The sequence below is a fragment of the Natrinema salifodinae genome (assembly GCF_900110455.1).
In the GTDB taxonomy this organism is placed as follows: Archaea; Halobacteriota; Halobacteria; order Halobacteriales; family Natrialbaceae; genus Natrinema; species Natrinema salifodinae.
Window position 1 is genome coordinate 270569 of sequence record NZ_FOIS01000003.1, and the last position, 21412, is coordinate 291980.

Annotated in this window: 23 protein-coding genes; 11 read left to right on the forward strand and 12 right to left on the reverse strand. The window is 66.0% G+C overall.

Translation table 11 applies throughout. The features are described from left to right. Nucleotides 1–11: 11 nt before the first annotated feature. Together BMY29_RS11400 and BMY29_RS11405 are read right to left on the reverse strand one after the other, a co-directional pair. Complete coding sequence (locus BMY29_RS11400; protein WP_074854726.1) at nt 12–1715, reverse strand: spermidine synthase; 1704 nt, start codon at nt 1713–1715, stop codon at nt 12–14. A gap of 113 nt (nt 1716–1828) precedes the next feature. Next, the gene (locus tag BMY29_RS11405; RefSeq protein ID WP_049988796.1) at nt 1829–2056 is read right to left on the reverse strand and encodes a DUF8107 family protein; all 228 of its coding nucleotides are present in this window, start codon (nt 2054–2056) and stop codon (nt 1829–1831) included. 171 nt (nt 2057–2227) lie between these two features. Between BMY29_RS11405 and BMY29_RS11410 the strand changes: the two genes are divergently transcribed. After that, the gene (locus BMY29_RS11410; RefSeq protein WP_049988797.1) at nt 2228–2644 is read left to right on the forward strand and encodes a polyketide cyclase; all 417 of its coding nucleotides are present in this window, start codon (nt 2228–2230) and stop codon (nt 2642–2644) included. Nucleotides 2645–2692: 48 nt separating this feature from the next. On the opposite strand, the gene BMY29_RS11415 is transcribed toward BMY29_RS11410, so the two are convergent. Next, the gene (locus BMY29_RS11415; RefSeq protein ID WP_049988798.1) at nt 2693–3967 is read right to left on the reverse strand and encodes a CobW family GTP-binding protein; all 1275 of its coding nucleotides are present in this window, start codon (nt 3965–3967) and stop codon (nt 2693–2695) included. Nucleotides 3968–4124: 157 nt separating this feature from the next. Here BMY29_RS11415 and BMY29_RS11420 point away from each other — a divergent pair, with 157 nt between their 5' ends. From BMY29_RS11420 to BMY29_RS11435, 4 genes are all read left to right on the forward strand, one after another. Further along, entirely contained in the window at nt 4125–6089 is a 1965-nt protein-coding gene (locus BMY29_RS11420; protein WP_049988799.1) for a hypothetical protein, read from the forward strand. Between the two features lie 126 nt (nt 6090–6215). Beyond that, nucleotides 6216–6512, forward strand: coding sequence for a DUF7990 family protein (locus BMY29_RS11425; protein ID WP_049988800.1), 297 nt, complete (start codon nt 6216–6218; stop codon nt 6510–6512). Nucleotides 6513–6518: 6 nt separating this feature from the next. Beyond that, entirely contained in the window at nt 6519–7505 is a 987-nt protein-coding gene (locus BMY29_RS11430) for an ArsA family ATPase (RefSeq protein WP_049988801.1), read from the forward strand. 195 nt (nt 7506–7700) lie between these two features. Then, entirely contained in the window at nt 7701–9533 is a 1833-nt protein-coding gene (locus BMY29_RS11435; protein WP_049988802.1) for a carbon starvation CstA family protein, read from the forward strand. Here the strand turns inward: BMY29_RS11435 and BMY29_RS11440 are convergent. Next, on the reverse strand, nt 9530–10159 hold the full coding sequence (locus tag BMY29_RS11440) for a DUF8052 family protein (protein WP_049988803.1): 630 nt from the start codon (nt 10157–10159) through the stop codon (nt 9530–9532). The genes BMY29_RS11435 and BMY29_RS11440 overlap by 4 nt on opposite strands. A gap of 257 nt (nt 10160–10416) precedes the next feature. Between BMY29_RS11440 and BMY29_RS11445 the strand changes: the two genes are divergently transcribed. Beyond that, nucleotides 10417–10641 carry a DUF8007 family protein gene (locus BMY29_RS11445; protein WP_049988804.1) on the forward strand — a complete coding sequence of 75 codons (225 nt, stop codon included), beginning with the start codon at nt 10417–10419 and terminating at the stop codon, nt 10639–10641. A gap of 40 nt (nt 10642–10681) precedes the next feature. On the opposite strand, the gene BMY29_RS11450 is transcribed toward BMY29_RS11445, so the two are convergent. From BMY29_RS11450 to BMY29_RS11465, 4 genes are all read right to left on the reverse strand, one after another. After that, entirely contained in the window at nt 10682–11026 is a 345-nt protein-coding gene (locus BMY29_RS11450; protein ID WP_049988805.1) for a HalOD1 output domain-containing protein, read from the reverse strand. Continuing rightward, a complete protein-coding gene (locus BMY29_RS11455; protein WP_049988806.1) occupies nt 11007–11495 on the reverse strand; it encodes an Lrp/AsnC family transcriptional regulator in 489 nt (162 codons plus the stop codon). The genes BMY29_RS11450 and BMY29_RS11455 overlap by 20 nt, the downstream gene beginning before the upstream one ends. 231 nt (nt 11496–11726) lie before the next feature. Further along, nucleotides 11727–12971, reverse strand: coding sequence for a redox-regulated ATPase YchF (locus BMY29_RS11460; protein WP_049988807.1), 1245 nt, complete (start codon nt 12969–12971; stop codon nt 11727–11729). A gap of 120 nt (nt 12972–13091) precedes the next feature. Further along, entirely contained in the window at nt 13092–14159 is a 1068-nt protein-coding gene (locus tag BMY29_RS11465; RefSeq protein WP_049988925.1) for a pyridoxal-phosphate-dependent aminotransferase family protein, read from the reverse strand. Between the two features lie 111 nt (nt 14160–14270). Between BMY29_RS11465 and BMY29_RS11470 the strand changes: the two genes are divergently transcribed. Next, nucleotides 14271–14942, forward strand: a complete 672-nt coding sequence (locus BMY29_RS11470) for a class I SAM-dependent methyltransferase (RefSeq protein ID WP_049988926.1) — start codon at nt 14271–14273, stop codon at nt 14940–14942. 90 nt (nt 14943–15032) lie between these two features. Further along, nucleotides 15033–15464, forward strand: coding sequence for a universal stress protein (locus tag BMY29_RS11475; RefSeq protein ID WP_049988808.1), 432 nt, complete (start codon nt 15033–15035; stop codon nt 15462–15464). Between the two features lie 343 nt (nt 15465–15807). On the opposite strand, the gene BMY29_RS11480 is transcribed toward BMY29_RS11475, so the two are convergent. After that, nucleotides 15808–16584 (reverse strand): NAD(P)H-hydrate dehydratase, encoded by a 777-nt coding sequence (locus tag BMY29_RS11480; protein WP_049988809.1) that lies wholly within the window; start codon nt 16582–16584, stop codon nt 15808–15810. Between the two features lie 170 nt (nt 16585–16754). Here BMY29_RS11480 and BMY29_RS11485 point away from each other — a divergent pair, with 170 nt between their 5' ends. From BMY29_RS11485 to BMY29_RS11495, 3 genes are all read left to right on the forward strand, one after another. After that, nucleotides 16755–17378, forward strand: coding sequence for a phosphoribosyltransferase (locus tag BMY29_RS11485; RefSeq protein WP_049988810.1), 624 nt, complete (start codon nt 16755–16757; stop codon nt 17376–17378). 254 nt (nt 17379–17632) lie between these two features. Beyond that, entirely contained in the window at nt 17633–18958 is a 1326-nt protein-coding gene (locus BMY29_RS11490) for a CitMHS family transporter (RefSeq protein WP_074854730.1), read from the forward strand. Nucleotides 18959–19115: 157 nt separating this feature from the next. Beyond that, nucleotides 19116–19778 (forward strand): ERCC4 domain-containing protein, encoded by a 663-nt coding sequence (locus BMY29_RS11495; protein WP_049988811.1) that lies wholly within the window; start codon nt 19116–19118, stop codon nt 19776–19778. Nucleotides 19779–19860: 82 nt separating this feature from the next. On the opposite strand, the gene BMY29_RS21080 is transcribed toward BMY29_RS11495, so the two are convergent. From BMY29_RS21080 to BMY29_RS11505, 3 genes are all read right to left on the reverse strand, one after another. Further along, nucleotides 19861–20034, reverse strand: coding sequence for a DUF7556 family protein (locus tag BMY29_RS21080; protein ID WP_173424863.1), 174 nt, complete (start codon nt 20032–20034; stop codon nt 19861–19863). A 155-nt stretch (nt 20035–20189) separates the two neighbouring features. Continuing rightward, nucleotides 20190–21041: a YihY/virulence factor BrkB family protein gene (locus BMY29_RS11500; protein ID WP_049988812.1), complete on the reverse strand. Its 852-nt coding sequence runs from the start codon at nt 21039–21041 to the stop codon at nt 20190–20192. 105 nt (nt 21042–21146) lie between these two features. Further along, entirely contained in the window at nt 21147–21353 is a 207-nt protein-coding gene (locus BMY29_RS11505) for a DUF2196 domain-containing protein (protein WP_049988813.1), read from the reverse strand. Nucleotides 21354–21412: the final 59 nt, after the last annotated feature.

Below are 21412 nucleotides of genomic sequence, written 5' to 3' on the forward strand. Positions count from 1 at the left end.
GCCGGTCGCTGTTACGCCGATGCTGTCGGCGGCGATATCAGCCCGGGCCCGCCGTCGGCTGCCGGTCCGCCTGGCTCGCCTGGTCCGTCGAGCGCTGCGGGAGGCGCGGGTCGCGCGAGCGCGGGGGACTGCGATCCGGTGGCGACTGCGGACGCGGGCTCCGAGTCCGACTCGTCGTTGGTCCGTTCGATGACGTACTCCTGGCCGACCGTCGATGACTGGAGGTCGTCGACGGGCGCGTGCTCCTCGGTCAGCACCGGCATGCCGTCGGTGTTCGGCTCGTCCATGTACGCCTCGACTTCGGCGCTCAGGTCGATGCCGAGGTCGCGTTCCTCGTTTCGCTCGGCGAGGTCGGCCTCGGTAAAGTCCGTCTCGCCTTTCGTCGCGACCACCTCGATGTTTTGGACCGAGTCCCAGTTCGACGTTCGGAAGCTGTAAGTCGACGCGAAGGCCTGGTCGATCGTCTTGTACTGCGCCCGGTAGAAGTCAGAGCCGCTGCCGCTGGGCGCGGAGATGACGTTGGCGAGGAAGACGCCGTCCTCGGCGAGGTGATTCTCTGCCAGGTCCATGAACTCCACCTGCGTCAGGTGGATGGGGACCTGGTCCTTCTGGTAGGCGTCGAGGACGATCACGTCGTACGTCTTATCGGTGTCCTGCAGGAAGATCCGCCCGTCTTCGGTGTGCGCACTCAGGTTCTCGCTCTCTTCGAGACGGAAGTGCTCCTTTGCTGCCTGAGTGACCTCGGGATCGATCTCGACGACGTCGACGTCGACGTCGTACTTCCGCTCGAAGTCCTTCGGGCCGGTGTAGCCGCCCCCGCCGATGAACAACACGTCCTCGACCTCCTCGTGGTCGTCGACCATCAGCATCGGTAGGTGAAAGTACCGCGTGTACTCGAAGACGTGGCGCTCCGGTTCGTCGAGATCCATCGCGCTGTGGCGAGCTCCGTCTAAGTACATCGTTCGGACGTCGCCGTCGTCGATGACCTCGAGTTCCTGATAGGGCGTCTGGGTCTGGTAAACGACGTCGCCGCGGTGGTCGAAGGCGACCGGTCCGATCCCGGCCGCGACGACGAGCAACAGTGCGACCCCGACGCTTGCCAGCGCCGGCCTCGGCGGGAACGCGGGCAGCATGAGCGCGATCGCGGTGCCGACGAGAATGAAGCCGAACAGCAGGCCGATCACGTCGATCCGAAGCGCCGGGATGAGGACGTACGTCGTCGCACCCGCGCCGACGATGCTGCCGATGGTGCCGAGCGCGTAGACGTGGCCCGACGCCTCACCCGTCCCCTCCTTCTGGGAGAGTTCGGCCGAGTACGGGCTGATAAAGCCCAGCAGGTAGGTCGGCGGCCCGAAGAGGATGAGCACGGCCGGCAGCGACGCGAACCGAGCGGGCAGCGGCATCGCCGACGCTGAGAGCAAGAGTTGATCGCTCGCGTAGATGATGATCGCGACGTAGCCCGCCGTTCCCAGCAGGAGCCAGATCATTCGCCGATTCGACGCCGTCTTCGCCTGGCGCCCGCCCTGCCAGTAGCCGAGGCTCAGGGCGGCCAGGAAGACGGTGATGATGCTGCCCCAGGTGTAGATGCTGCTACCGAACTGGGGTTCGATGATCCGGCCGGCGAGGATCTCCAGACCCATGCTGGTGACGCCGGAGACGAACACCGCGACGTCCGGTTTCGTCGGCCGGAACGCGGAGGACTGCCGCAGACTCATTGTCGGGACAGTCGTGGGCCCGCGACGAGAACTTGTCGCCTCACCGCAACGGTCGCCGGTACTCGGGGCGAAGCCGAAACCGAAATCGGGACCGGTGATCGGTCTCCCTCCCGTCAGGGCTTCGAGACGACGTGCGTAAGGAGGAAGACGCCGAGTGCCACCGCGATGACCGTCCTGGGAAGAAACGGGAGGAGGTCGATGAGGCTCGCCCCGTAGACGAATACGAGCGCGAACAGCGTCGAGAGGGCGGCGTTCAACAGGAGTAGCACTCGCGGATCCCCCTCCGAAGATTCGAGGCCCTCCTGCAGGCCGTGCTCTCGCTCGTCGTCGGGTCCGCTCATGGGACGAGACGGGAACGGCGGTCACTTAGCCGTTTCCGTGCGCGCTGAGCAGAACGGACTGGGCCGAGCGGAGCGAGCGGCCAGGACCAGGCGACGCGATCCCGAACACGACTCGTGACGCCGAGCGGCCGGCGGTCTTTATGACGGTTCGGACGCAGGATCGAGACGACTATGCGCGAAGTGACGGTGTCTCGCGTCGTCGACGCGGCGTCGGACGACCTGGCGGCCTGGCTCGAGCCGGCGACGATCGTCGAGGCCGAGGGGAGTTTCACGGTCGAGACCATCGACGAGTCGGGCGACGCGACGATCGTCGTCGCCAGCGGCCCCGGGATGCGGCTCCCGCTGCGGTTCGAGGATCGCGAGGACGAGAGTGCGATCTACTACACGCAGGAGGGCGAGCACGGCCCCTTCTCGCACATGGAGACCTGGCTCGAGCACGAGCCGATCGACGCCGAGCGAACTCGGGTTACGCTCCGGTCGGCGGTCGAACTCGCCGCGCCGCTGCCGTTCGGCGATCGGATCGCGGCCTGGAAACGGCGGGGCGAACTCCGGCGAGTGCTCGAGACGATCGAAACGGACGTCGGCTGACGATCGGCCCGCAAACGCCCGGCTAACGATCGACGAGCAGTTCGGGGTTCAGGGCTCGCGGAGGACGACCGCCTGGTCGTCTCCGTCCGTGCCCTCGCCGACGCGTTCGCCCTCGCCGTCGGCCCCGCCCGGGAACGGGTTCGCCAGGCCGTCGGCGCGCGCCCACTCGTCGTCGGTGACGAGACAGTCGTCGAGTCGGTCCCGGAGCGTCGCTTCGCGCTCGTCGAGGGCCGTTCCGATGACGACCAGTTCCGTCCGCCGGTCGCCGTGTTCGTCGTGCCACTCGAGATCTGGGCGGTTGGACCGGTACAGGTCCCGCCGGACCTCGGGGAGCGCGGCGATCCACGGCCCGCGGGCGGTCGCGCGGACCGAGGGCCCGGCCTGGGCGATGTCGATTTTCACGTCTCGGCCCGCGACCCAGGCCGTCCCCTTCGAGCGGACGACGTCGTCCGGCAGCTCCGCGAGGAACGACGCAAAGCGCTCGGGATGGAACGGTCGTCGCGCCCGGAACACGAACGAGTCGACGCCGTAGACCTCGTCCGGGTGGCGGTGGTCGCGTTCGGTCCCGTGTCCGTGCTCGCGCTCCGAATCGTGATCGTGAGACGCGTCGTCCTCCGCCAGCGCCCGCTGCCAGCCCGCCTGGTCGCCCAGGTGCTCGGGGTCGAACAGCCCGACACCCAGCAGGCGGTCCGGATCGACCGCGCTGAACTCCGTGCGGATCGTCTCGGCTGACGGCCGGAGCGCCCGGACGAGTTCCTCGGCGGTCGCGAGTTCCGCCTCGGTACAGAGATCCGCCTTGTTGAGCAGGACGAGGTTCGCGACCTCGAGCTGTTCGATCAGGAGATCCGAGAGGGGGCGGTCGGCGTCGTCGGCCGCGCCGCGACGTTCGGGCACCCCGTCGCCGGCGAACGCGTCCAGAAACAGCCGCGTGTCGAGCACCGTCACCAGGGCGTCAAGGTCGTACTGCGCGGCCACACGCGAGGACGTCGTAAAGAGCCTGGCGACCGGCGCGGGCTCGGAGATGCCCGAGGCCTCGACGACGAGGTGATCGAACTCTCGCTCGCGGGCCAGGCGGACGACCGCGGTCTCGAGGTCGTCCTGCAGTTCGCAGCAGATACAGCCGTTCGAGAGCTCCGCGACGCCGCCCTCGACGTCGAGATCGGAGCCCTCGGCGACGAGTTCGGCGTCGACGTTGACCGCGCCCATGTCGTTGACCAGGACGGCCAGGTCTCGGTCGGCGGTCCGCAGGAGGTGGTTGAGCAGCGTCGTCTTCCCCGCGCCGAGGCTCCCCGAAAGGACGGTGACGGGAATCGTCGATGACATAGGGGGAGATTATCACTCGAAGGGTAAGAACCTCGCTCCGAGAGCCGACCCGCGTCCGTGTAGTTGCTCCGGCCATTCAGTCCGTTCGACAGAACTGGTTACGTGAGTATAAATTAATGAAAACCTACTTGTGTCGGGAGAATAAATGTCTGGCAGTATGCCACAGTGTCCCCGCCGCACCCTCCTCGGAGGCATCGGCACGACGATCACCGTCGCGCTGGCCGGAAATACCGTAACCGCGACGGACGCGGATTCGACCGCGGAAGGCGGCTCTGCGCCCCGCGAACTCGGAGCGCTTCAGGAATATCTCCCGGCGTCGGCAGCGAGCGACGAGGATTCGATCGTCCTCTCGGCGAGCGACTTCGATCGTCGACGGAAGGCCGACGAACCGTACGAGCCCCGTCCGACGACCGGGCGGTTCGAAATCGAGCCCGAATCCGTCTCGAAGCAGGTCTCCGTCACCACGTACGGCGACGAGTACACGCGACCGATTACCGTCCTCGCCGGCGATATCCAGTTCGTGGACGAGGGCGACGGCGAAACCCGCGAGGCCGCCGGCGTCGAATACGAATACTACGAGGCCGACGACGGTGACGGGGTTGCCGCCGTCGGCGACGGCGTCGTCGTCTTCGCCACGGACAGCGGGACGGTCGAGGATGCATTCGCCGCGGACGCGGGCGAGACCGACCGACTGCTGGACGCCGAACCGCTGCTCGAGGAGGCTACCGGCCTCTACGACGATATCGACGGCTACAGCGTTCAACTCAACGACGAGTATCGGGTCCCCGGGAGCGACGACGACGTCGAAGTCGACTACGTCGTTCGAGCGATGACCGTCCTCGGTCCGGATACGATCGAAATGAAATACGGCATCGCCTTCGGAGACGAATCCGACGTCACCGACGAACTGGTCGAAAGCATCGAGAGCGAACTGGCGTACCAGGCGACGAAAGGCGACCCGACCACCGAGGTCGACGGCGACCTCGTTACCGTCACCGCCGAGCGAGACCTCGCGGCCGAACGGCGCGTCCGCGAACACGACAGCCCTGGCTTCCTCCGAGCCGACCGGGACGTCGATCCTGACGACGACTCCCTCGAGATCGAAATCGGCCGCGGCGATCCGACCCCTGTCGAGGACCTCACCCTCGAGGTCGGCGACGAGGAGTACGACCGCGAGATCTGGGCCGACGGCCACGGGACGCTCGAAGAGGGCGACACCATCGCGATCGATATGGACGACGTCGAACCAAACCTGTCGATCTCGCTCACGCACGACCACGAACTCGGCAGCAGTTCGAGCGGGACGACGATCCTTAGCCGCCTCCGGTTCGAGTACGACTACGATCCTGACGCCGAGACGCTCACCGTCGAGTACGCGGACGAGTTCCCCCTCGACGGCGATTCCGTCACGCTCGCGGCCTACGACGAACGGCCCGCCTACCGCCCGGACCCGGACGAGGGCTCCGACCCGCACGCGACCGCCCAGCCCTGGACCGACGAGACCGTAAGCAAGGGCGACCAGGCGACGGTCGACGGCGTCCGAGCCGGCGACACCGTGCTCGTCGGCTGGGACGGGACGAGTCAGCAGGACAGTATCGGTACCTTCCGTGCCCGGCCACCGGGACGGGTTCGTTTCGAGTACGGGTACGAGAGCGAGACGCTCTCGGCGACGATCGAGTTCGAGGACGACGGGGAAACGCGGCCGGCCGACGAGTACGAGCTGCTGGTCGACGACGAGCCGACCGATACCCAGTGGGCCGACGAGTACGAAACCGTCACCTCGGGGACGACGCTCGAGGTCGACGACGTACCGGTCGGCACAGACGTCACCGTCGTCTGGGGCGACGACGCTCGCGTCGGCAGCACTCAAACGCATCCCTCGATCGACCTAGCCTTCGACGAGGACGAGGCCGCGATCGAACACGCCGGTGGCGACGCGGTGCCGGCGTCGAAGCTCACGGCCCGCGTCTGGTCGGAAGACGGCACCAGCGAGATCGACCTCGCCGACGAGATCGACGGCGACTTCGAAGACGGAGATGCCGTGGATATCGACGCTGACGAGGTCCACCACGTCACACTTCGATACGGCGAGCGACGTATCGTCGGCTTTGCTCGTCCGTAGTACTCGGAGCGAAATCCGGGTCCGTTTCCGGCGGCCGGAGACCGCCATCGTCGACCGCTGGCGCGGTGCGATCGACCCGCGCGGGTCGCGACATATTTTTGTCTCCGGCACCGAGCATGATGGACGATGACACTCACCGATCGGATCGCCGCGTTTCGGGAGACACTCGAGGAGTGGCTCCGCGGGCTCTACCACGGGATGATCGCTCATCCCGCCTACGAGAAAATCGAAGCCGAGGCCGAGGATCTCGAGGACGCGTTCATGCTCGCGTGTTTCCCCGACGCGTTCGGCATCCCGTCGCCGGTGTCGTACTACACGGCCGAACTCCTGCCGTACCTCGAAGACGAGTACCAGGCCTGGGAGCGGCGGATGTGGGACCGACAGTCGATCATCGAACGGAAGGGCCACCAGTATCACTTCTGATCCTCGATGACGACGTTCACCTTCTTCGGCGGCAAGGGCGGGGTCGGCAAGACCACCGTTTCGAGCGCTTACGCCCTCGAGTGCGTCGACGCCGGGTTGGAGACGCTGGTGGTCTCGACGGACCCGGCCCACAGTACGGCCGACGTCTTCGATCAGGAGTTCGGCGATGACCCCCGTCCGGTCGAGGGGTACGAGGGGCTCTCGGCGATGGAGATCGATCCCGATCAGGAGGTTCAGGATCACTTGATGGAGCTGAAACAACAGCTCGGCTCGCAGCTGAGCGCGACGATGGTCAACGAAGTCGATCTCCAGTTGGAGATGGCCCACCAGACGCCAGGCGCCTACGAGGCCGCCCTGTTCGATCGGTTCGTCGAGGTCATGCGCACCGCCGAGTCGTACGATCGGGTCGTCTTCGATACTTCGCCGACCGGCTCGACGCTCCGGCTGCTCGCGCTCCCGGATCTGCTCGAACGGTGGATCGAGCGGCTGATGGACAAACGCGAGCGCAGCATCGATCTCTTCGAGAAGGCCGCGATCGGCAATCAGGAACCCCGTCGCGTGATGGAGGGGGATCCGATCCTGGCACGCTTGCGGGAGCGCAAGGAGCGGTTCGAGTTCGCCGGTGAGGTGCTCCGCGAGGACGCCGATTTCTACCTGGTCTTGAACCCCGACGAGCTCTCGATCCGCGAGACGCGTCGGTCGATCGAGCAGCTCCGCGAGGCCGAGCTGCCGGTTCGCGGCCTGGTCGTCAACCGGCTCTCGCCCGAACCCGACCCGGACGAGAACGGCCGGGGAGCGCGGTACCTCCGCCAGCGGGTCGAGACCGAACGCGAGCGCCTCGCCCAGATCGAACGCGAGTTCAACGTCCCGGTCGCGGCGACGATCGAGACCCGCGTCGAGGAGGTCCGCGGGAGCCTTCTCGAAGACGTCGCCGCTGAACTCGAGATCGAAGTCACGAACGCGGACGACGAGCGCGCCCCGCCGACGGAGTAAGTATCCCGCCGGTTCGGGCATCGGTTCGGTCCGATCTGGTACCCAGTTTCCCAGAAGCCGATCCGAATACCGTTTGTTATTTTATGTTCTCTGTCTGATTGGGGAAGAAATGAACGTTCAAACAGCGCTCGTCGGAAACACAATGAATTATATTTATGGTCTCTCCGTACAACCCCTCGCTAGGGAGATGGTAACATGGCAGGCGTAATATGGATCGTCGCACTGGTACTGGTGTTGTTCTCGGTCGCGTACGTGGGGTACGGGCGGTACCTCCAGCAGTTCGTCGACCTCGACGATAGTCGCGAGACGCCAGCGCACAAGTATCAAGACGGTCAGGAGTATGTACCGGCTAAGAAGCCGGTCCTTCTGGGGCACCACTATTCGAGTATCGCGGGCGGGGCACCGATCGTCGGTCCGATCACGGCCGCGCTGGTCTGGGGGTGGGTGCCGGCCGTCCTGTGGGTCGCCATTGGCAATCCGCTGCTCGGGGCAGTCCACGACTTCGTCTCGCTGTCGAGCAGTCTCCGACACGAGGGGAAGTCGATCGGTTACATCATCGGCGAATACGTCGGAGAGCGCGGCAAGAACATGCTGCTGTGGTTCGCGTTCCTGCTGACGATCCTCGTGGTCGCCGTGTTCGCGCTGGTCATCGGAATCGTCTTCGACGGCTACCCCCAGGCCGCCACCGCGAGTATGCTCTACATCGGGCTCGCACTGGTCTTCGGGTTCTGGCTCTACCAGCTGAACCTCCCGTTCTCGGTGGGAACGGTCGTCTTCGTCACCGGCATCTTCGCGACGGTGTACGTGGGTATCCAGTATCCGATCGCGCTGTTCGGTTCGGAGTTCCCGAACGCTTCCGACACGATCGTCCTGTTCGGCGAGACCGCACCCTCGTTCGTGCCGGAGCTCGGCTTCAACGCGAACGTCGGCGCGTGGGTGCTCGTGATGCTCGTCTACGGCGGAATCGCCAGCATCCTGCCGGTCTGGATGCTGCTCCAGCCCCGCGACTACCTGTCGTCGTTCCTGCTGTACACCGGCGTCGGCGGTGCGCTGCTGGCCGTCATCGTCGGCACCTTCGTCACGACCACCAGTCAGCCCCTGGAGTTCCAGGTCGACGCCTGGTACGGAGTGTTCGGCAGCAATAACGCGGCGTACGATCTCATGCCGCTGTTCCCGCTGCTGTTCATCACGATCGCCTGCGGGACGATCAGCGGCTTCCACTCGCTGGTTTCCTCGGGGACCACGGCCAAACAACTCAACCGGGAGACCGACGCCCGCCTGATTGGCTACGGCGGGATGCTCGGCGAGGGGCTGCTCGCCGCAGTCGCGCTCTGTACGATCGGCGTCGCGGGGATCGCCGGCGCCGGCGGGATTGGCACGGCGCTGCCGAACTTCGCGACCGGCGGCGGCGTGATCCTCACCGCCTTCGGTATTCCCGAGAGCTACGGCGCGCCGTTCATGGCGCTGGTGCTCGCGAGCTTCCTCCTGACGAGCATGGACACCGCCGTCCGCCTCAGCAGGTACATGGTCGAGGAACTCGTCGGAACGCCCCGGACGACGGCCCAGACGTACGGCGCCAACCGCTACGTCAACACGAGCATCGTCGTAATCGTCGCGTTCCTCCTGCTCGGCACCGGGAGCTGGGAGGACCTGTGGCTGCTGTTCGGCGGCGCGAACCAGCTGCTGGCCGCGCTGGCGCTGCTGACCGGGACGGTCTGGCTCGCCAACTGGGACCGGAGCAAGCAGCTGGTCAGCACGGGCGTTCCGCTGGCGGTGATGTCGTTCATCACGATCATCGGTCTCGTCTGGGTCGCGTTCTACCAGGTGCTGTACGTCCGGCTCATCTCAGGTTCTCCCGGGTTCTGGACCTGGGTCTCCGGCGGCGGCCAGATCGTGATCAACCTGACGCTGATCGGCCTGGCGCTGTCGCTGCTGCGGCTGGGCTACGGCAATATCAAGTCCAGTCGCGGGCTTGGCGACGAGGCCGTGGCAGCCGACGGCGGCGAACCGTCGGACGACGACCGCTAAAGCTGGAATCGCCGGGCGATCAGCCCGAGAATACCCGGTTCTTTTCGTTCGATTCGCTCCCAGAGTCGAAACGCGGTCGCGACGTCGGCGTTCTCGCTGGCGACCAGGTCTTCGTCGTCGGGCGCGACGACGATCAGGTTGAGTTCGTAGTGGCCGAAGTAGCCGTACTTCAACAGCGTTCGGTCCGAGAACCCGGCGACGCGGTCGCGAACGGCGTCGGGGATCGACGGTGCGACGGCGACGAATGTGAACTCGGTGCTGAAGTGCTCCTCGTCGGCGTCGATCCAGTCGTCGGCTAAGCGATGCCCCAGCTCGACGTACCGATCGAGCGTTCGGTCGTCGACGCGGTCGACGCGGTCGACGAACAGGTGCTCCGTCGACTCGTGTTCGGCGATCGAGATCGCGGGGTGGAGGAAGTGCTTCTGGCTGGTCAGGTCCATGCGCCCGTACAGCGTGAACCGCTCGCCGTCGACAGCGTAGTCCTTCTCGAGGTCGTAGTTGTGCAGCAGCCGATCGCTCACCCGGTCGACGTACTCGTCGTCCCAGTCGGGGACGTCCGCGGGCTTCGTCTCCGAGTTCGAATCGAGAGCGCGGCCCTCGTCCGCCACCGTCTCGCGATCAGACATAGTCGCGGTCCCCTCCGTCGGTCCACGAGCGTTCGGCTCGCTGTGGCGGATCGCGGCCGATAGATCGCGCGCCTGGCGAACCGAACGACCGTCCCGTCGTGACCGCTCGTGCCGATCCCCGCCGCGATCGGTGAGTCCCGTTGCCGAAATCGTCCATGTGGACTGATGCCACGTTGCGGACAAAAGTCCGTCGGCACGGCGGGCCGGGCGCGTGACGGATTTAAGTGGCGACGCCCCCTACAGTGGGACGTACTCCCATGGTAAAAGACCGCGAATCCTGCGGCCGTTGTTCGATGTCGGCCGCAGTCGACGTCGCGAACACCGACCGCGACGCCGACGAACTGGGCGAGCGCGACCCCTACGGCGAGGAGCGGATCGAGGTCGACGAGGACCGACTCCGGACGCTCTCACCCGGCGCCTGGGCCGGTGGGCTTGCAGACCGACTCGACGACGCGGTCGGGCGGTTCGTCTGGAACCGGTGAGCGGCTGCGGCCGCGACCGGCGACGACTGACACACGAGCGTCACGGTCCCGTCTCCCGGTCGCCGTCGCGAGCCGGCCGGATCTCGAGAGAGCCGCGGCTGGAGACGGTTATTCGAACGCCGCGGTGTACGAACTCGATCGACCGTCGGGACGGCCTGGCGCGCAACTCGGACGGGGTCAGCACCCGGTCGAGCGCGTCGGGATCGATCGCCTCGTACAACGACTCTCCGCGGTCGAGGGCGTCATCGGGAAGCGATTCGAGCGCCGTGATGACGGCGAGACTCGGCGCCGTCGTGGCCGGGTTGTACGCCATTCGGTAGGTTTCGGTTGTCGGATCGTACGATAGCGTCTCGACGGAAACGGCGTCAGCTGAGTTCATTGTCATTGGCTTCGTCGACGACTTGTTTGCCGAAGTGGTCGAACGGCTGGACGTGCGAACTCTTGAGGACGCTCGAGTTAACGACCGTCAGGCCGAGTTCGTGTAACTCGTCGTTGACCCGAGCGATGTCGTCGGTGTCCGTTCCGATGGCTTCGATCTGGACGTTGTCTCGTCCGTTGAGAACCTCGCGAACGCTCACGACACCGCTTACAGACCGGGCGGTTTCGGCGCACGTCTCCCGGTCGAGGCCGGGAGTACGACAAACGAAGAGCACGTGAAGCTGGAGGCCCGCTTTATCGTAATCGATCTCCGGATAGTATCCTCGGATGACGCCCTCGTCTTCCATCTTTTCGATCCGGTTTCGTATCGTACCGGCCGACACGCCCACTCGATTCGCCATTTCGCGCATCGCGATCCGGCGGGAGTTCTGCTGGAGAAGATACAGAATCGCTTTGTTCACGTCGTCTAACTTCATTGGTCACGAGTTCGAAGTTGCAGGAGCCAATGATCATATTTTCCCCAAACTGTCATGGTACGGTTTGGAATTAGCAATTTACGGACGGAATAATCGGACTCGGACGGAGCGACACTGCGAAGATCGAAACCCGGCAGGAGTAGCGAACCGAACGAGATGCGGCGGTTCAAAAACAGGATCGACCGTTTGTGCATCGCTCGAACCGGGTCGGCTCGGGCGACGATTGATCGGTCAGTTCGTCGTGACGACCTCGATCACGTCCCGCGGTTCGACCTCGTAGTCCTTGCCCAACTGACGGTTGGATCGACAGTCGATCGCGTGCAGGAAGCCGTCGCCGATGTCCGAGTGGAGGCTGTACGCGAAGTCCTCCGCGGTCGAGTTCGGCGGGATCAGGTAGCAATCGGGCAGCACCTCGCCGCGCTCGTTGCCCAGTCCGTTCGCGCCGCCGGGGAACACCGGCGTCACGCCGAGGACGTCGAACAGCGCCGTCTCGAGGGCCGCCTGAACTCCCGTCGCGCCGTACTCCTTGAGGAAGTCCCGGATCTGCTCTAAGCCCTGTTCCTGTTCGTCGGAGATATCGCCCGTGTCATCGGACTGCGTCCGATTGCTCGAGGCGCTTCGCGCCTCGCTGATTTCGAAGTCCGGGTCGCCTGGTCGGTAGTCGACGACGCCGGACTGGTCGGCCGACTTCAGGGCCTTCTCAGCGTGGGCGCTGCAGGGGACGATCGTAAGGTGGTCGTACTCCGGATCCGCCGTGATCTCCTCGTAGTTGGCCTGCGCTTCGGGCGTGTCCATCTTGTTCGCCGCGATGACCATCGGCTTGGTCTCCTTGCGGATCTCGCGGGCGAGCCTGAGTTCGTCGTCGTCGTCCCACTCGGCGGGATCGAAGCCGATATCGACCCGGCGGATGAGGCGCTTGATCTCGTCCTCGTTGGTCTTGAACGCGCTCATCTGCTCGGCGAGCTCCTCTTCGATGGCGTCGTCCTCGGTCGTATATCCGGACTCGTAGCGCTCGATGCCCTTCTCTAGAATGCCGAGGTACCACTGGTCGAGTTCCTCCTCGAGGAAGTCGATGTCCTCCCGCGGGTCGTGGTCCTCGGTGGGTTCGCCCTCGGCGTCGGTCGTCCCGGAGAAGTCGACGACGTGGACGAGCACGTCGGTCTCGTTCAGGTCGGTGAGGAACTGGTTGCCCAGCCCCGCGCCCTCGTGGGCGCCCGGGATCAGCCCGGCGACGTCGACGAGTTTCGTCGGGACGAAGCGGGTGCCGTCGTCGCAGTAACCGACGTTCGGAGTACACACCTCGTCGAACTCGGGAGCCGCACAGTCGACGCGGACGTAGGCCTCGCCCACGCTGGGATCGATGGTCGTGAACGGATAGGCCCCCTCGGGCACGTCGTTCATCGTCGCCGCATTGAAGAAGGAGGACTTGCCGACGGAGGGTTTGCCGACGAGTCCGATCCGGTAACTCGTACTCATTACCCCTTCTGGACGGGGGGCGCCTAAACGGGTTTCTCTCCGGCGCGACAGTGCTACGTCGTGACAAGACACGTCGGTCGTCGACGGTCACCGACGAGCGAGCGCAACGGTGTCGACGCGCTACTCGAGGACCGCTTCCAGCGCGTCCATCGTCCGCTCGACGCGGTCGACGCGCGCGTTGTGGCCCATGTGCCCGACCCGGAGTACGTCCTCCTCGAGGTCGCCGAGCCCCGTCGCGAGGACGATATCGTGTTCCTCGGCCAGGCGCTCCTGAATCTCGATCGCTCGGCCGGGAATCTCGAGCGCGGTCACGGTCGGTGACGGCCGTGCCCCGTCGGGGTACGGCGACAGTCCGAGGTCGTCCGCCCGCTCGCGACACAGCGCCGCGGCCTCCTCGTGGCGCTCGAAGACGGCCTCGAGCCCCTCCTCGAGCAGCAGGTCGATCGCCGCGTCGAGGCCGTAGAGGTTCGACGAGAGGTGCGTGTAGGGGAACCACTCCTCCTCGGCGGCGTCGCGCCACGGTTCGAGGTCGGTGTACAGTCCGGCGGTCTCGAACGATTCGATCTTCGACCAGGCGCGGTCGCTGACCGAGCAGACGGTCAGGCCAGGCGGCGCGCTGAAACACTTCTGGGAAGCGCCGAGACAGATGTCGATCCGGTCGGTAGGGACCGGCGTTCCGCCGAGCGAGGAGACCGCGTCAACGATGCTGACGACGTCGTGCTCGTCGAGCAGGTCCAGCACCGGCTCAAGGTCGTTCAGCACGCCGGTCGGCGTCTCGCAGTGGACCATCGTCGCCGCGTCGAACGACCCGTCTTCGAGCTGCGATTCGATCGCGTCGAGATCGAGGGGCTCCTGCCATGGCGCGTCACAGACCACCGCTTCGCCGTCGTACATCTCGACGAAGTCGGCGAACCCGTCACCGTAGAGGCCGTTCGAGAGACAGAGCACGCGGTCGCCCGGTTCGACCAGGGAGGCGATAGCGGCCTCGAGCCCGAGGATGCCCTCGCCGCCGAGGATCAGGACGTCGTCGTCCCCGTAGACCGCGCCGAGCTTGTCGGTCAGGTCGCGGTAGAACTCGAAGAATTCGGGTTCGACGTCGGGATTCGGCGTCGGCTCGCTCATCCGCTCGCGGACGGCGACCGGGACCTCGGTCGGTCCGGGGGTCATGCGGAGTCGATCGTCGCTCATACGGGTGTCACCGGCGCGTCCGGCCATAAAACCACTCGGGACGCGTCGGTCGCAGCGGACGGGTCCGCGATCGGTGTGACCGTTATGTGGCTGTTCGTGGTCGCCTGGCCCATGGCAGACTGCGAGCCACAGCGGGCCGCGACCGAGGAGCCGATCGACCACCCCGTGTTCGCCGCGTTGTACGACCGATGCACCCCCGACCGCTTCCTGCTGGGTCCCCACCGGGAGTACCTCGCGGCCGACCTCTCCGGGCGCGTCCTCGACCTCGGCGCGGGCAACGGACCGATGTTCCCGTACGCCGCCGACGCCGGCGCGGACGACCTCGAGTACCACGCGATTGATCCGGATCCGAACATGCGCCGCCGGGCCGCGAAGAAGGCCGACCGGGTCGGTCTTCCGGTTCACCTCCGGGACGCCCGCGCGGAGACCCTACCCTACGTCGACGACGCGTTCGACGTCGTGCTCTCCGGCCTGGTCTTCTGTACGATCGCCGACCCGGACGCGGCCCTCGACGAGGTCGCCAGAGTGCTGCGACCGGGCGGCGAACTGCGCTTTCTCGAACACGTTCGCAACGACGGGTGGCGCGCGCGGGCCCAGGATCGCCTCACGCCGCTGTGGGAGCGCGCGGCCGGCGGCTGCCAGTTGAACCGCGAGACGGTCGAGCGGTTCGTCGGACACGACGGGTTCGACGTCCGCGAGATCGAACGGCTCGGGATCGGCCTGTTTCCGGCGACGCCGATCGTCCGCGGGCGGCTCGGACGGCGACGGGAATCGACGAGTTGAGGCGATCCGTCCGCTCGGAACCGTCACTCGGTCGGACTGACTGGCAGATCGGGGACGATCGTTAAATCTACAGCAGTGGTATCTAGTACCATGGCACGGAAGACGTTAGTCCCGATGGACGATTCGCCTCAGGCCGAGGCGGCGCTCGCGTACGCGCTCGAGGAGTTCCCCGAGGCCGCGGTGACTGCGATGCACGTCGTACGGTTGCCGGAGGGCTACTGGTCGGCGTTCGCCGGCTCCGAGGAGGAGCTACCGGGGTATGAGCGGGCCCACGATCGCGCCAGGGCGCTTCTGGAATCGGCCGCGCGGACGGCCGCCGACGGCGGCCGCGACATCGAAACGGTCGTGAAAAGGGGGAAGCCGGCCAGGGAGATCGTCGAGTACGCGACCGAGAACGGATTCGATCAGATCGTCATGGGCAGTCACGGCCGACACGGCGTCGACCGCGTCTTGCTCGGCAGCGTTTCCGAGTCGGTGGTCCGCCGCGCGCCGATGACGGTGGTCGTCGTCCACGAACAGTGACCGGCGTCCGATCGGGATCCGTTCCGTCCCGATCAGCGGATCTCGCCTTTCCCATCGGAACCGTTTCCGTCGAACTTTTCGTCCGCAGGCGGGCGGTATCGACGTTCGACGGAATCGTAACGGAGCGCCAGTTTCCGGAAACTGCTGATAATAACTATGTCTCACCGGTTCGCGATCAGTCGTCGGGACGTGGTCCGTGCATCCCGAACGGACCCGGCGTACCACGTCCCTCGATTGGCGATCGTATCTCATGCCGACCGGCGCGGCCGTTTCGGGACCGATCGGCGGTACCGGCACGGTCGGCGCGGCGGCGGTCGGGGAGTAGCTCGGACCGACGAATCCGTTACCGGACCGTGTTCGGAATCCGCTCGATGACGTCGGTCGCGACGACCCCCGGTCCGTACTCGGCGGTCGCGCGTTCGCCGGTCTTGCCGAGCACCCAGGCGCCCAGTTCGGCGGCGTCGCGGCGGTCCATGCCCTGGCCGAGCAAGGAGGCGATGATCCCGGCCATCGTGTCCCCCGTTCCGGCGACGGTCATGGCCGACGTTCCCGTCTCGTTTTCGATCCGCTCGCCCTCGGCGACGATTTCGTCGACGTCGCCGGTTAGGATGACGACCGCGCCGGTCTCCTCGGTGAAGGCCTCGAGCGAACCGTAGGCCTCGTAGATCGGGCCGTCCTCGGCACCGCTGGGCGTCAGAATGGCGTTCGAGAGGTCGGCCTCGAGCGCGGGCTCGATCGCCAGGGCGTCGACGACCATCGGGATCTCAATCTCGTCGACCGCCTGGCGCACCGCGTCGGGGTCGGCGTCGACGAGTCCCGGTCCGATCACGAACGCGTCGGCCCACTCGCTGACCTCGAGGGTCTGCTCGACGGCGCCGTCGTAGTACTTCTCGTGATCGTAGGAGTCCACGAGCAGGTTCGGCGAGTGGCTCGCGACGATCTCGTAGATCGGCTCGGCGACGAACGCCCGGACGTGATCGGAGCCGGTCCGCAGCGCCGCGCGGCCGACGAGCGCGGGCTGGTTCGGGTAGGCGACGCTGCCGCCGACGATGCCGACGCGGCCGTTGTCCCGGCCGGACTTGTCGCTGATGTTCGAGAGCGTTTCCTGAAGCCGTGCCATAGTCCCCTTCCAGAGCGACGCTGCGTAGGCGTTCGGCAGGCGTGTTCCGGTTTCCCGGCCTGGCGTGTCGCGTCTCGGATCCCGTGTCTCGACGACGGACAGAACTGATCAGCGCGTGGGACACAAACGCATAGTATCGCGCTGTCGTAGTTCCGCGCGGGACCAGAACCATGTTCGACGACAGAACCGACGCCGGCCGACGCCTCGCAACGGACCTCGAACAGCGCGACCTCGACGTCGACATCGTCCTCGGGATTCCCCGCGGGGCGTTGCCGGTCGCCAGGCCCGTCGCCGACGCGCTCGACGCGGCCCTCGACGTCGTCGTCGCGCGCAAGATGGGCGCGCCGGAGAACCCCGAACTGGCGCTCGGGGCCGTCGCCAGCGACGAGAGCGCCTGGTACAACGACGACCTGATCGATCGACTGAACGTCTCCGAGGAGTACCTCGACGAGATCCGCGCCGAGGAAGCCGAAAACGCCCGCGAGAAGGCCGACAGGTACCGCGAGACCGAGGGGCTGCCGGACCTACGGGGGAAGCGCGTGCTCGTCGTCGACGACGGCGTAGCGACCGGCGCGACCGCGACCGCCTGCCTCCGGCAGGTCCGAGACACCGGCGCCGACTGGGTCGGCCTGGCCGTTCCGGTCGGCTCACCCCAGTCCGTCGGCGACCTCGAGCGGGAGGCCGACGAGGTGATCACCCTGCAGGCACCCGCGGCCTTCCGGGCGGTGGGCCAGTACTACCGGACGTTCGGCCAGGTGACCGACGAGGAAGCGATCGAGTATCTCGATCGGTAGCGTGCCGACGCTCGAGGGCCGGCGACGCGTCGGTCGAAGCGCGTACGGTTGCCATTCGATATCGGTTTCTGTTATTTCTCGCCCCATTCACGACCAATCGAACACTGACAATCACCGATTTCTTCCGGAAGAGACAGGAGATATTTGCGAGGACCTCGACCATAATGATCGAATATGGAACTCTATCCCGCAGAATAGGAGATCCACCAGGTGATTACAGATGATTTTTATATGTAGATTGTGACCAACCTCGTATGGCAGTAACAGGGTTGCCCCTCGGTATCATCGGCTACAGTGCGATCTTTCTCATACTGTTTCTGATAATACAGCGCCGATTGTACGTCATTCCGACGCTGATCGTCGTCCCGGTGATCGCCGGGTTACTCGCCGGGTTCTCGCCCGACGAAATCGGGTCGTTCGCGGCGGAGGGACTGACGGGAATCGTCAGCATCACCGCGATGTTCGCGTTCGCGGTCTGGTACTTCAGCATCATGCGGGACAACGGGCTCTTCGACCCGTTCGTCGCTCGCATCGTCAGCAGCATCGTCAGCCGACCGGCGCTGTTGACGGTGGGGACCGTCGTCCTCGCGATGGTCTCGCATCTGGACGGCGCCGGCGCGACGACGATGCTGATCACGATCCCGGCGATGTTACCGCTGTACGACGCGCTCGACGTCGAACGGAAGATCCTCGCCGCGCTCGTGGCGATCACCGCCGGGACGATGAACATGGTCCCGTGGGGCGGTCAGGTCGTCCGCGGCGTCGCGGCGATCGATCCCGCGGAGATCTCCAACGTGTTCGATCCGATGATCCCCGCGCAAGTCGCCGGCGTCCTCTCGATCTTCGCGATCAGCGCCTACTTCGGGCGGCAGATCCGCGACGACCTCGACTCCGTTACCGCCTTCGAGGGCATCGACGAGGAGTCGATCATCGACGAGGCGGTCGACGAGCGCGAGATCGAGACCGATTGGCAGTGGTGGTTCAACCTCCTGTTGACGGTCGCCGTCCTCGCCGCGCTCATCTCGGGGATCACCTCGCCGGAGTTGGCCTTCATGGTCGGCCTGGTCGTCGCACTCGTCGTCAACGTCCCCGACTACGAGAACCAGAAGGACGTCCTCGAGTCCTACGCGCCGGACGTGATGACCTACGTCGGCATCCTGTTCGCCGCGGGCGTCCTCATCGGCGTCCTCGAGGAAAGCGAGATGATCACCGAGATGGCGAACATCCTGATCGTGCTCGTCCCCGACGCGCTGGGCGCGAACCTGCCGCTGGTCGTCGCGGTCGTCTCGCTGCCGGCGCGGCTCCTGTTTAGCCCCGACGCCTTCTACTTCGGCGTCCTCCCCGTGCTCGCCGAGACGAGCGTCTCCTACGGCCACGATCCCGTGGCCGTCGTCCGCGCGTCGCTGGTCGGCCAGACCGTCGGCTTCCCGATCTCGCCGTTTACGGGCGCCACGTACCTCCTCATCGGCCTGGCGGACATCGAACTCGGTGAACACATCAAGTTCACGCTCCCGTACATGGTGATCGTCTCGACGACGATCCTCGTGGCCGGCATCGCGGTCGGTGCGATCCCGCTCTGAGTCGGGACCGGCACAGCGGCGTCGACGGGACCGTTCTGAACCGCTATTTTTCGAGCGCAGTCCAGCAGAGCGGTCGATTTCGATCGACCGAGCCGAACCCGCTTTCGAATCGAACCGAACCGACACCCGTTCACCGCTCGAGCGCCTACGGGTGCGTATGCGCGTTGCCGTCACCGTCGACGATCGGGAGCCCGCCGGCCTGGTCGCGGCCGTCCGGGACCACCCCGACGTGACGGAGGTCGTCGTCGAGCGCCTGGCGACCGGCGATCTCGCGATCGATTCGATCGGTTTCGAACGGAAGACGCTCCGGGACTACGTCAACGGCGTTATGGGCCGGAGCGGGCCCGACCTCGCGGACCAGGTCGAGCGGATGGCCGACGCCTACGATCACTCCTACGTCCTCCTCGAGGACGACTTCGCCGGTCTGGACTCGCTGCGGACGGCCGTCTCCCCGGAGTCGATCCGGGGGTCGATGGCCTCGATCACCGCCCGCCACGGGGTGCCGATCATCCCCTGTACGGACCGACGGCATCTGGTCGACTTCGCGATCCGGCTTGGGCGGAAACACGCGGAGGATCCCTCGACCCGTCGGATTCCGGTGGGGTCGGTGCCGAGCAGGCGCGAGCCGACGACCAAGCGGATGTACGGCTGTATCCAGGGGATCGGTCCGGAACTGGCAGCGACGCTGTACGAGCGATATCCGACCGTCGAGGCCCTCCTCGCGGCGGACCGCGAGGAGCTCACGCGGATCGAGGGCATCGGAGAGGCGCGCGCGGACGTGATCTACGCCGCGTTCCGGGACGACGGCACCAGTGCGTGAGCCGTGAGCTATCAACCGTCGTCCATCCAGAAGAATTACGAGGGCCGCTTACCGAACAGCACTCCCGACGTCGACCGAGTCGTTATCGCCACTCCTCGAGCGAGGCGGATTCGGCTTCGGGCATGGCGACCCAAACGTCGTCTTGCGCGATGTCCGCGACGACGAGGTGGGACCGCCCGTCGATCTCGTCGATCGCTGCGACGATATCACCGGTCTCGCCCGCTCGACTTCCGATCGGCGTTAGGTCGGGCGTCATGGTTTCCAATATTACTTCGCCTGCTATGAATGTGACGATAGTTCTCAGATATGTGGTTGAATATTCAATCTATTCGCCTTCATTTTGCGGCCTCTAAACCGATCGGCAGGAAAGTTAGACGGCGGGAATCAGACGACGGATCGGGCAGCGACGCGTCACGCGTACTTCGACCACACCTCCCGCAACGGGAGCCATTCCGTCTCGGGTTCGACGCGGTCGGCGCGGACCGCGTTGAGGACCGCCCCCAGCAGGAGACAGAGCCCGCCCAGATACACCCACGTCAGGACGATCAGGACCGCCCCGGCGACGCCGAACAGGGCCACGCTCTCGGATGCGGCGACGTACAGTCGAAATCCGACCGCGAGGACCGACCAGGCGAGCGCGGCGAAGGCGGTCCCTGGAACGATCTCGCGAACCGAGACGTCGGGGGTGGGAAACAGGTAGTACATCGGGAGGAAGACGGCGAACAGGAGCGCGACGAGCGCGAGCGGGCTCAGCAACGCCAGTACGGGACCATCACCGGCCGGGAGGCGAACGCCCACGACGCCGACCAGCGCGACGCCGACGGCGACCGTGACGGTCAGGAGAACGGCGTTACACACCGTGACGAGCGTGACGGTGGTGGCCGCGGTGACGTACGACTGCTCCTTGCGCGCGTCGTAGATGCCCGTAAACGCGCTGTTGACCGCCTGGAACAGCCGCGTCGCGCTCCAGAAGAGGATCCCCGTCGCCAACAGCGCCGCCCGCGTCCGCGCGCTGCCGTCGCCGGCCAGGTCCGCGAGGTTGGCGTCCGACGGCGCGCCCTCGAGCCCCGTTCCCCGAACGAGCGCGTTGAGGACGGGCTCGAGCGCGTCGACGAGCGAAACGGCGACCAGCGCCAGGATCACCAGCGGGACGAGCGTGTTGAACACGTGATAGGCCAGGCCGGCGGCGACGACTCCGAGCTGGCGTTCGCGGGCGACGGCGGCGACGTCGCGGGCGAGGTCGGCGAGCCGTTCGCGTTTCATACCACTACCACGGAACCGGACTCCACGGCGCGTCGGAAACCGCTTTGGCCGGCAATGGAATCGCTCGCGGCGTCACGACGTCGAAGAAGAGTGAATCGAGTCCGATTATTCGTCGGTAACGATCGACTGGACGTGGCCGACGACGCCGCTTTTCAGTTCGACCTGCGGCCCCTCGGGCTCGTCCCCGTAAATCGTCGCGACCTCGCCGATGATCGGCTCCGTGTCCTCGGCCTGGACGTTCTCGTCGCCCTGGACGATCTCGACGGTGATGCCCTGGCGCAACTCCTCGGCGGTCGGTCGTTCGTTGGACATGAAAAACAGTGGGACGGTTTTCTCGAAAAGCGTGCTGCCTGCAGTCGCTATATCGACCG

Bases quoted from the DNA above. Each gene is read 5' to 3' on its own strand.
- BMY29_RS11400 (WP_074854726.1), bottom strand. From the start codon at position 1,715: ATGAGTCTGCGGCAGTCCTCCGCGTTCCGGCCGACGAAACCGGACGTC.
- BMY29_RS11405 (WP_049988796.1), bottom strand. From the start codon at position 2,056: ATGAGCGGACCCGACGACGAGCGAGAGCACGGCCTGCAGGAGGGCCTC.
- BMY29_RS11410 (WP_049988797.1), top strand. From the start codon at position 2,228: ATGCGCGAAGTGACGGTGTCTCGCGTCGTCGACGCGGCGTCGGACGAC.
- BMY29_RS11415 (WP_049988798.1), bottom strand. From the start codon at position 3,967: ATGTCATCGACGATTCCCGTCACCGTCCTTTCGGGGAGCCTCGGCGCG.
- BMY29_RS11420 (WP_049988799.1), top strand. From the start codon at position 4,125: ATGCCACAGTGTCCCCGCCGCACCCTCCTCGGAGGCATCGGCACGACG.
- BMY29_RS11425 (WP_049988800.1), top strand. From the start codon at position 6,216: ATGACACTCACCGATCGGATCGCCGCGTTTCGGGAGACACTCGAGGAG.
- BMY29_RS11430 (WP_049988801.1), top strand. From the start codon at position 6,519: ATGACGACGTTCACCTTCTTCGGCGGCAAGGGCGGGGTCGGCAAGACC.
- BMY29_RS11435 (WP_049988802.1), top strand. From the start codon at position 7,701: ATGGCAGGCGTAATATGGATCGTCGCACTGGTACTGGTGTTGTTCTCG.
- BMY29_RS11440 (WP_049988803.1), bottom strand. From the start codon at position 10,159: ATGTCTGATCGCGAGACGGTGGCGGACGAGGGCCGCGCTCTCGATTCG.
- BMY29_RS11445 (WP_049988804.1), top strand. From the start codon at position 10,417: ATGGTAAAAGACCGCGAATCCTGCGGCCGTTGTTCGATGTCGGCCGCA.
- BMY29_RS11450 (WP_049988805.1), bottom strand. From the start codon at position 11,026: ATGACAATGAACTCAGCTGACGCCGTTTCCGTCGAGACGCTATCGTAC.
- BMY29_RS11455 (WP_049988806.1), bottom strand. From the start codon at position 11,495: ATGAAGTTAGACGACGTGAACAAAGCGATTCTGTATCTTCTCCAGCAG.
- BMY29_RS11460 (WP_049988807.1), bottom strand. From the start codon at position 12,971: ATGAGTACGAGTTACCGGATCGGACTCGTCGGCAAACCCTCCGTCGGC.
- BMY29_RS11465 (WP_049988925.1), bottom strand. From the start codon at position 14,159: ATGAGCGACGATCGACTCCGCATGACCCCCGGACCGACCGAGGTCCCG.
- BMY29_RS11470 (WP_049988926.1), top strand. From the start codon at position 14,271: ATGGCAGACTGCGAGCCACAGCGGGCCGCGACCGAGGAGCCGATCGAC.
- BMY29_RS11475 (WP_049988808.1), top strand. From the start codon at position 15,033: ATGGCACGGAAGACGTTAGTCCCGATGGACGATTCGCCTCAGGCCGAG.
- BMY29_RS11480 (WP_049988809.1), bottom strand. From the start codon at position 16,584: ATGGCACGGCTTCAGGAAACGCTCTCGAACATCAGCGACAAGTCCGGC.
- BMY29_RS11485 (WP_049988810.1), top strand. From the start codon at position 16,755: ATGTTCGACGACAGAACCGACGCCGGCCGACGCCTCGCAACGGACCTC.
- BMY29_RS11490 (WP_074854730.1), top strand. From the start codon at position 17,633: ATGGCAGTAACAGGGTTGCCCCTCGGTATCATCGGCTACAGTGCGATC.
- BMY29_RS11495 (WP_049988811.1), top strand. From the start codon at position 19,116: ATGCGCGTTGCCGTCACCGTCGACGATCGGGAGCCCGCCGGCCTGGTC.
- BMY29_RS21080 (WP_173424863.1), bottom strand. From the start codon at position 20,034: ATGACGCCCGACCTAACGCCGATCGGAAGTCGAGCGGGCGAGACCGGT.
- BMY29_RS11500 (WP_049988812.1), bottom strand. From the start codon at position 21,041: ATGAAACGCGAACGGCTCGCCGACCTCGCCCGCGACGTCGCCGCCGTC.
- BMY29_RS11505 (WP_049988813.1), bottom strand. From the start codon at position 21,353: ATGTCCAACGAACGACCGACCGCCGAGGAGTTGCGCCAGGGCATCACC.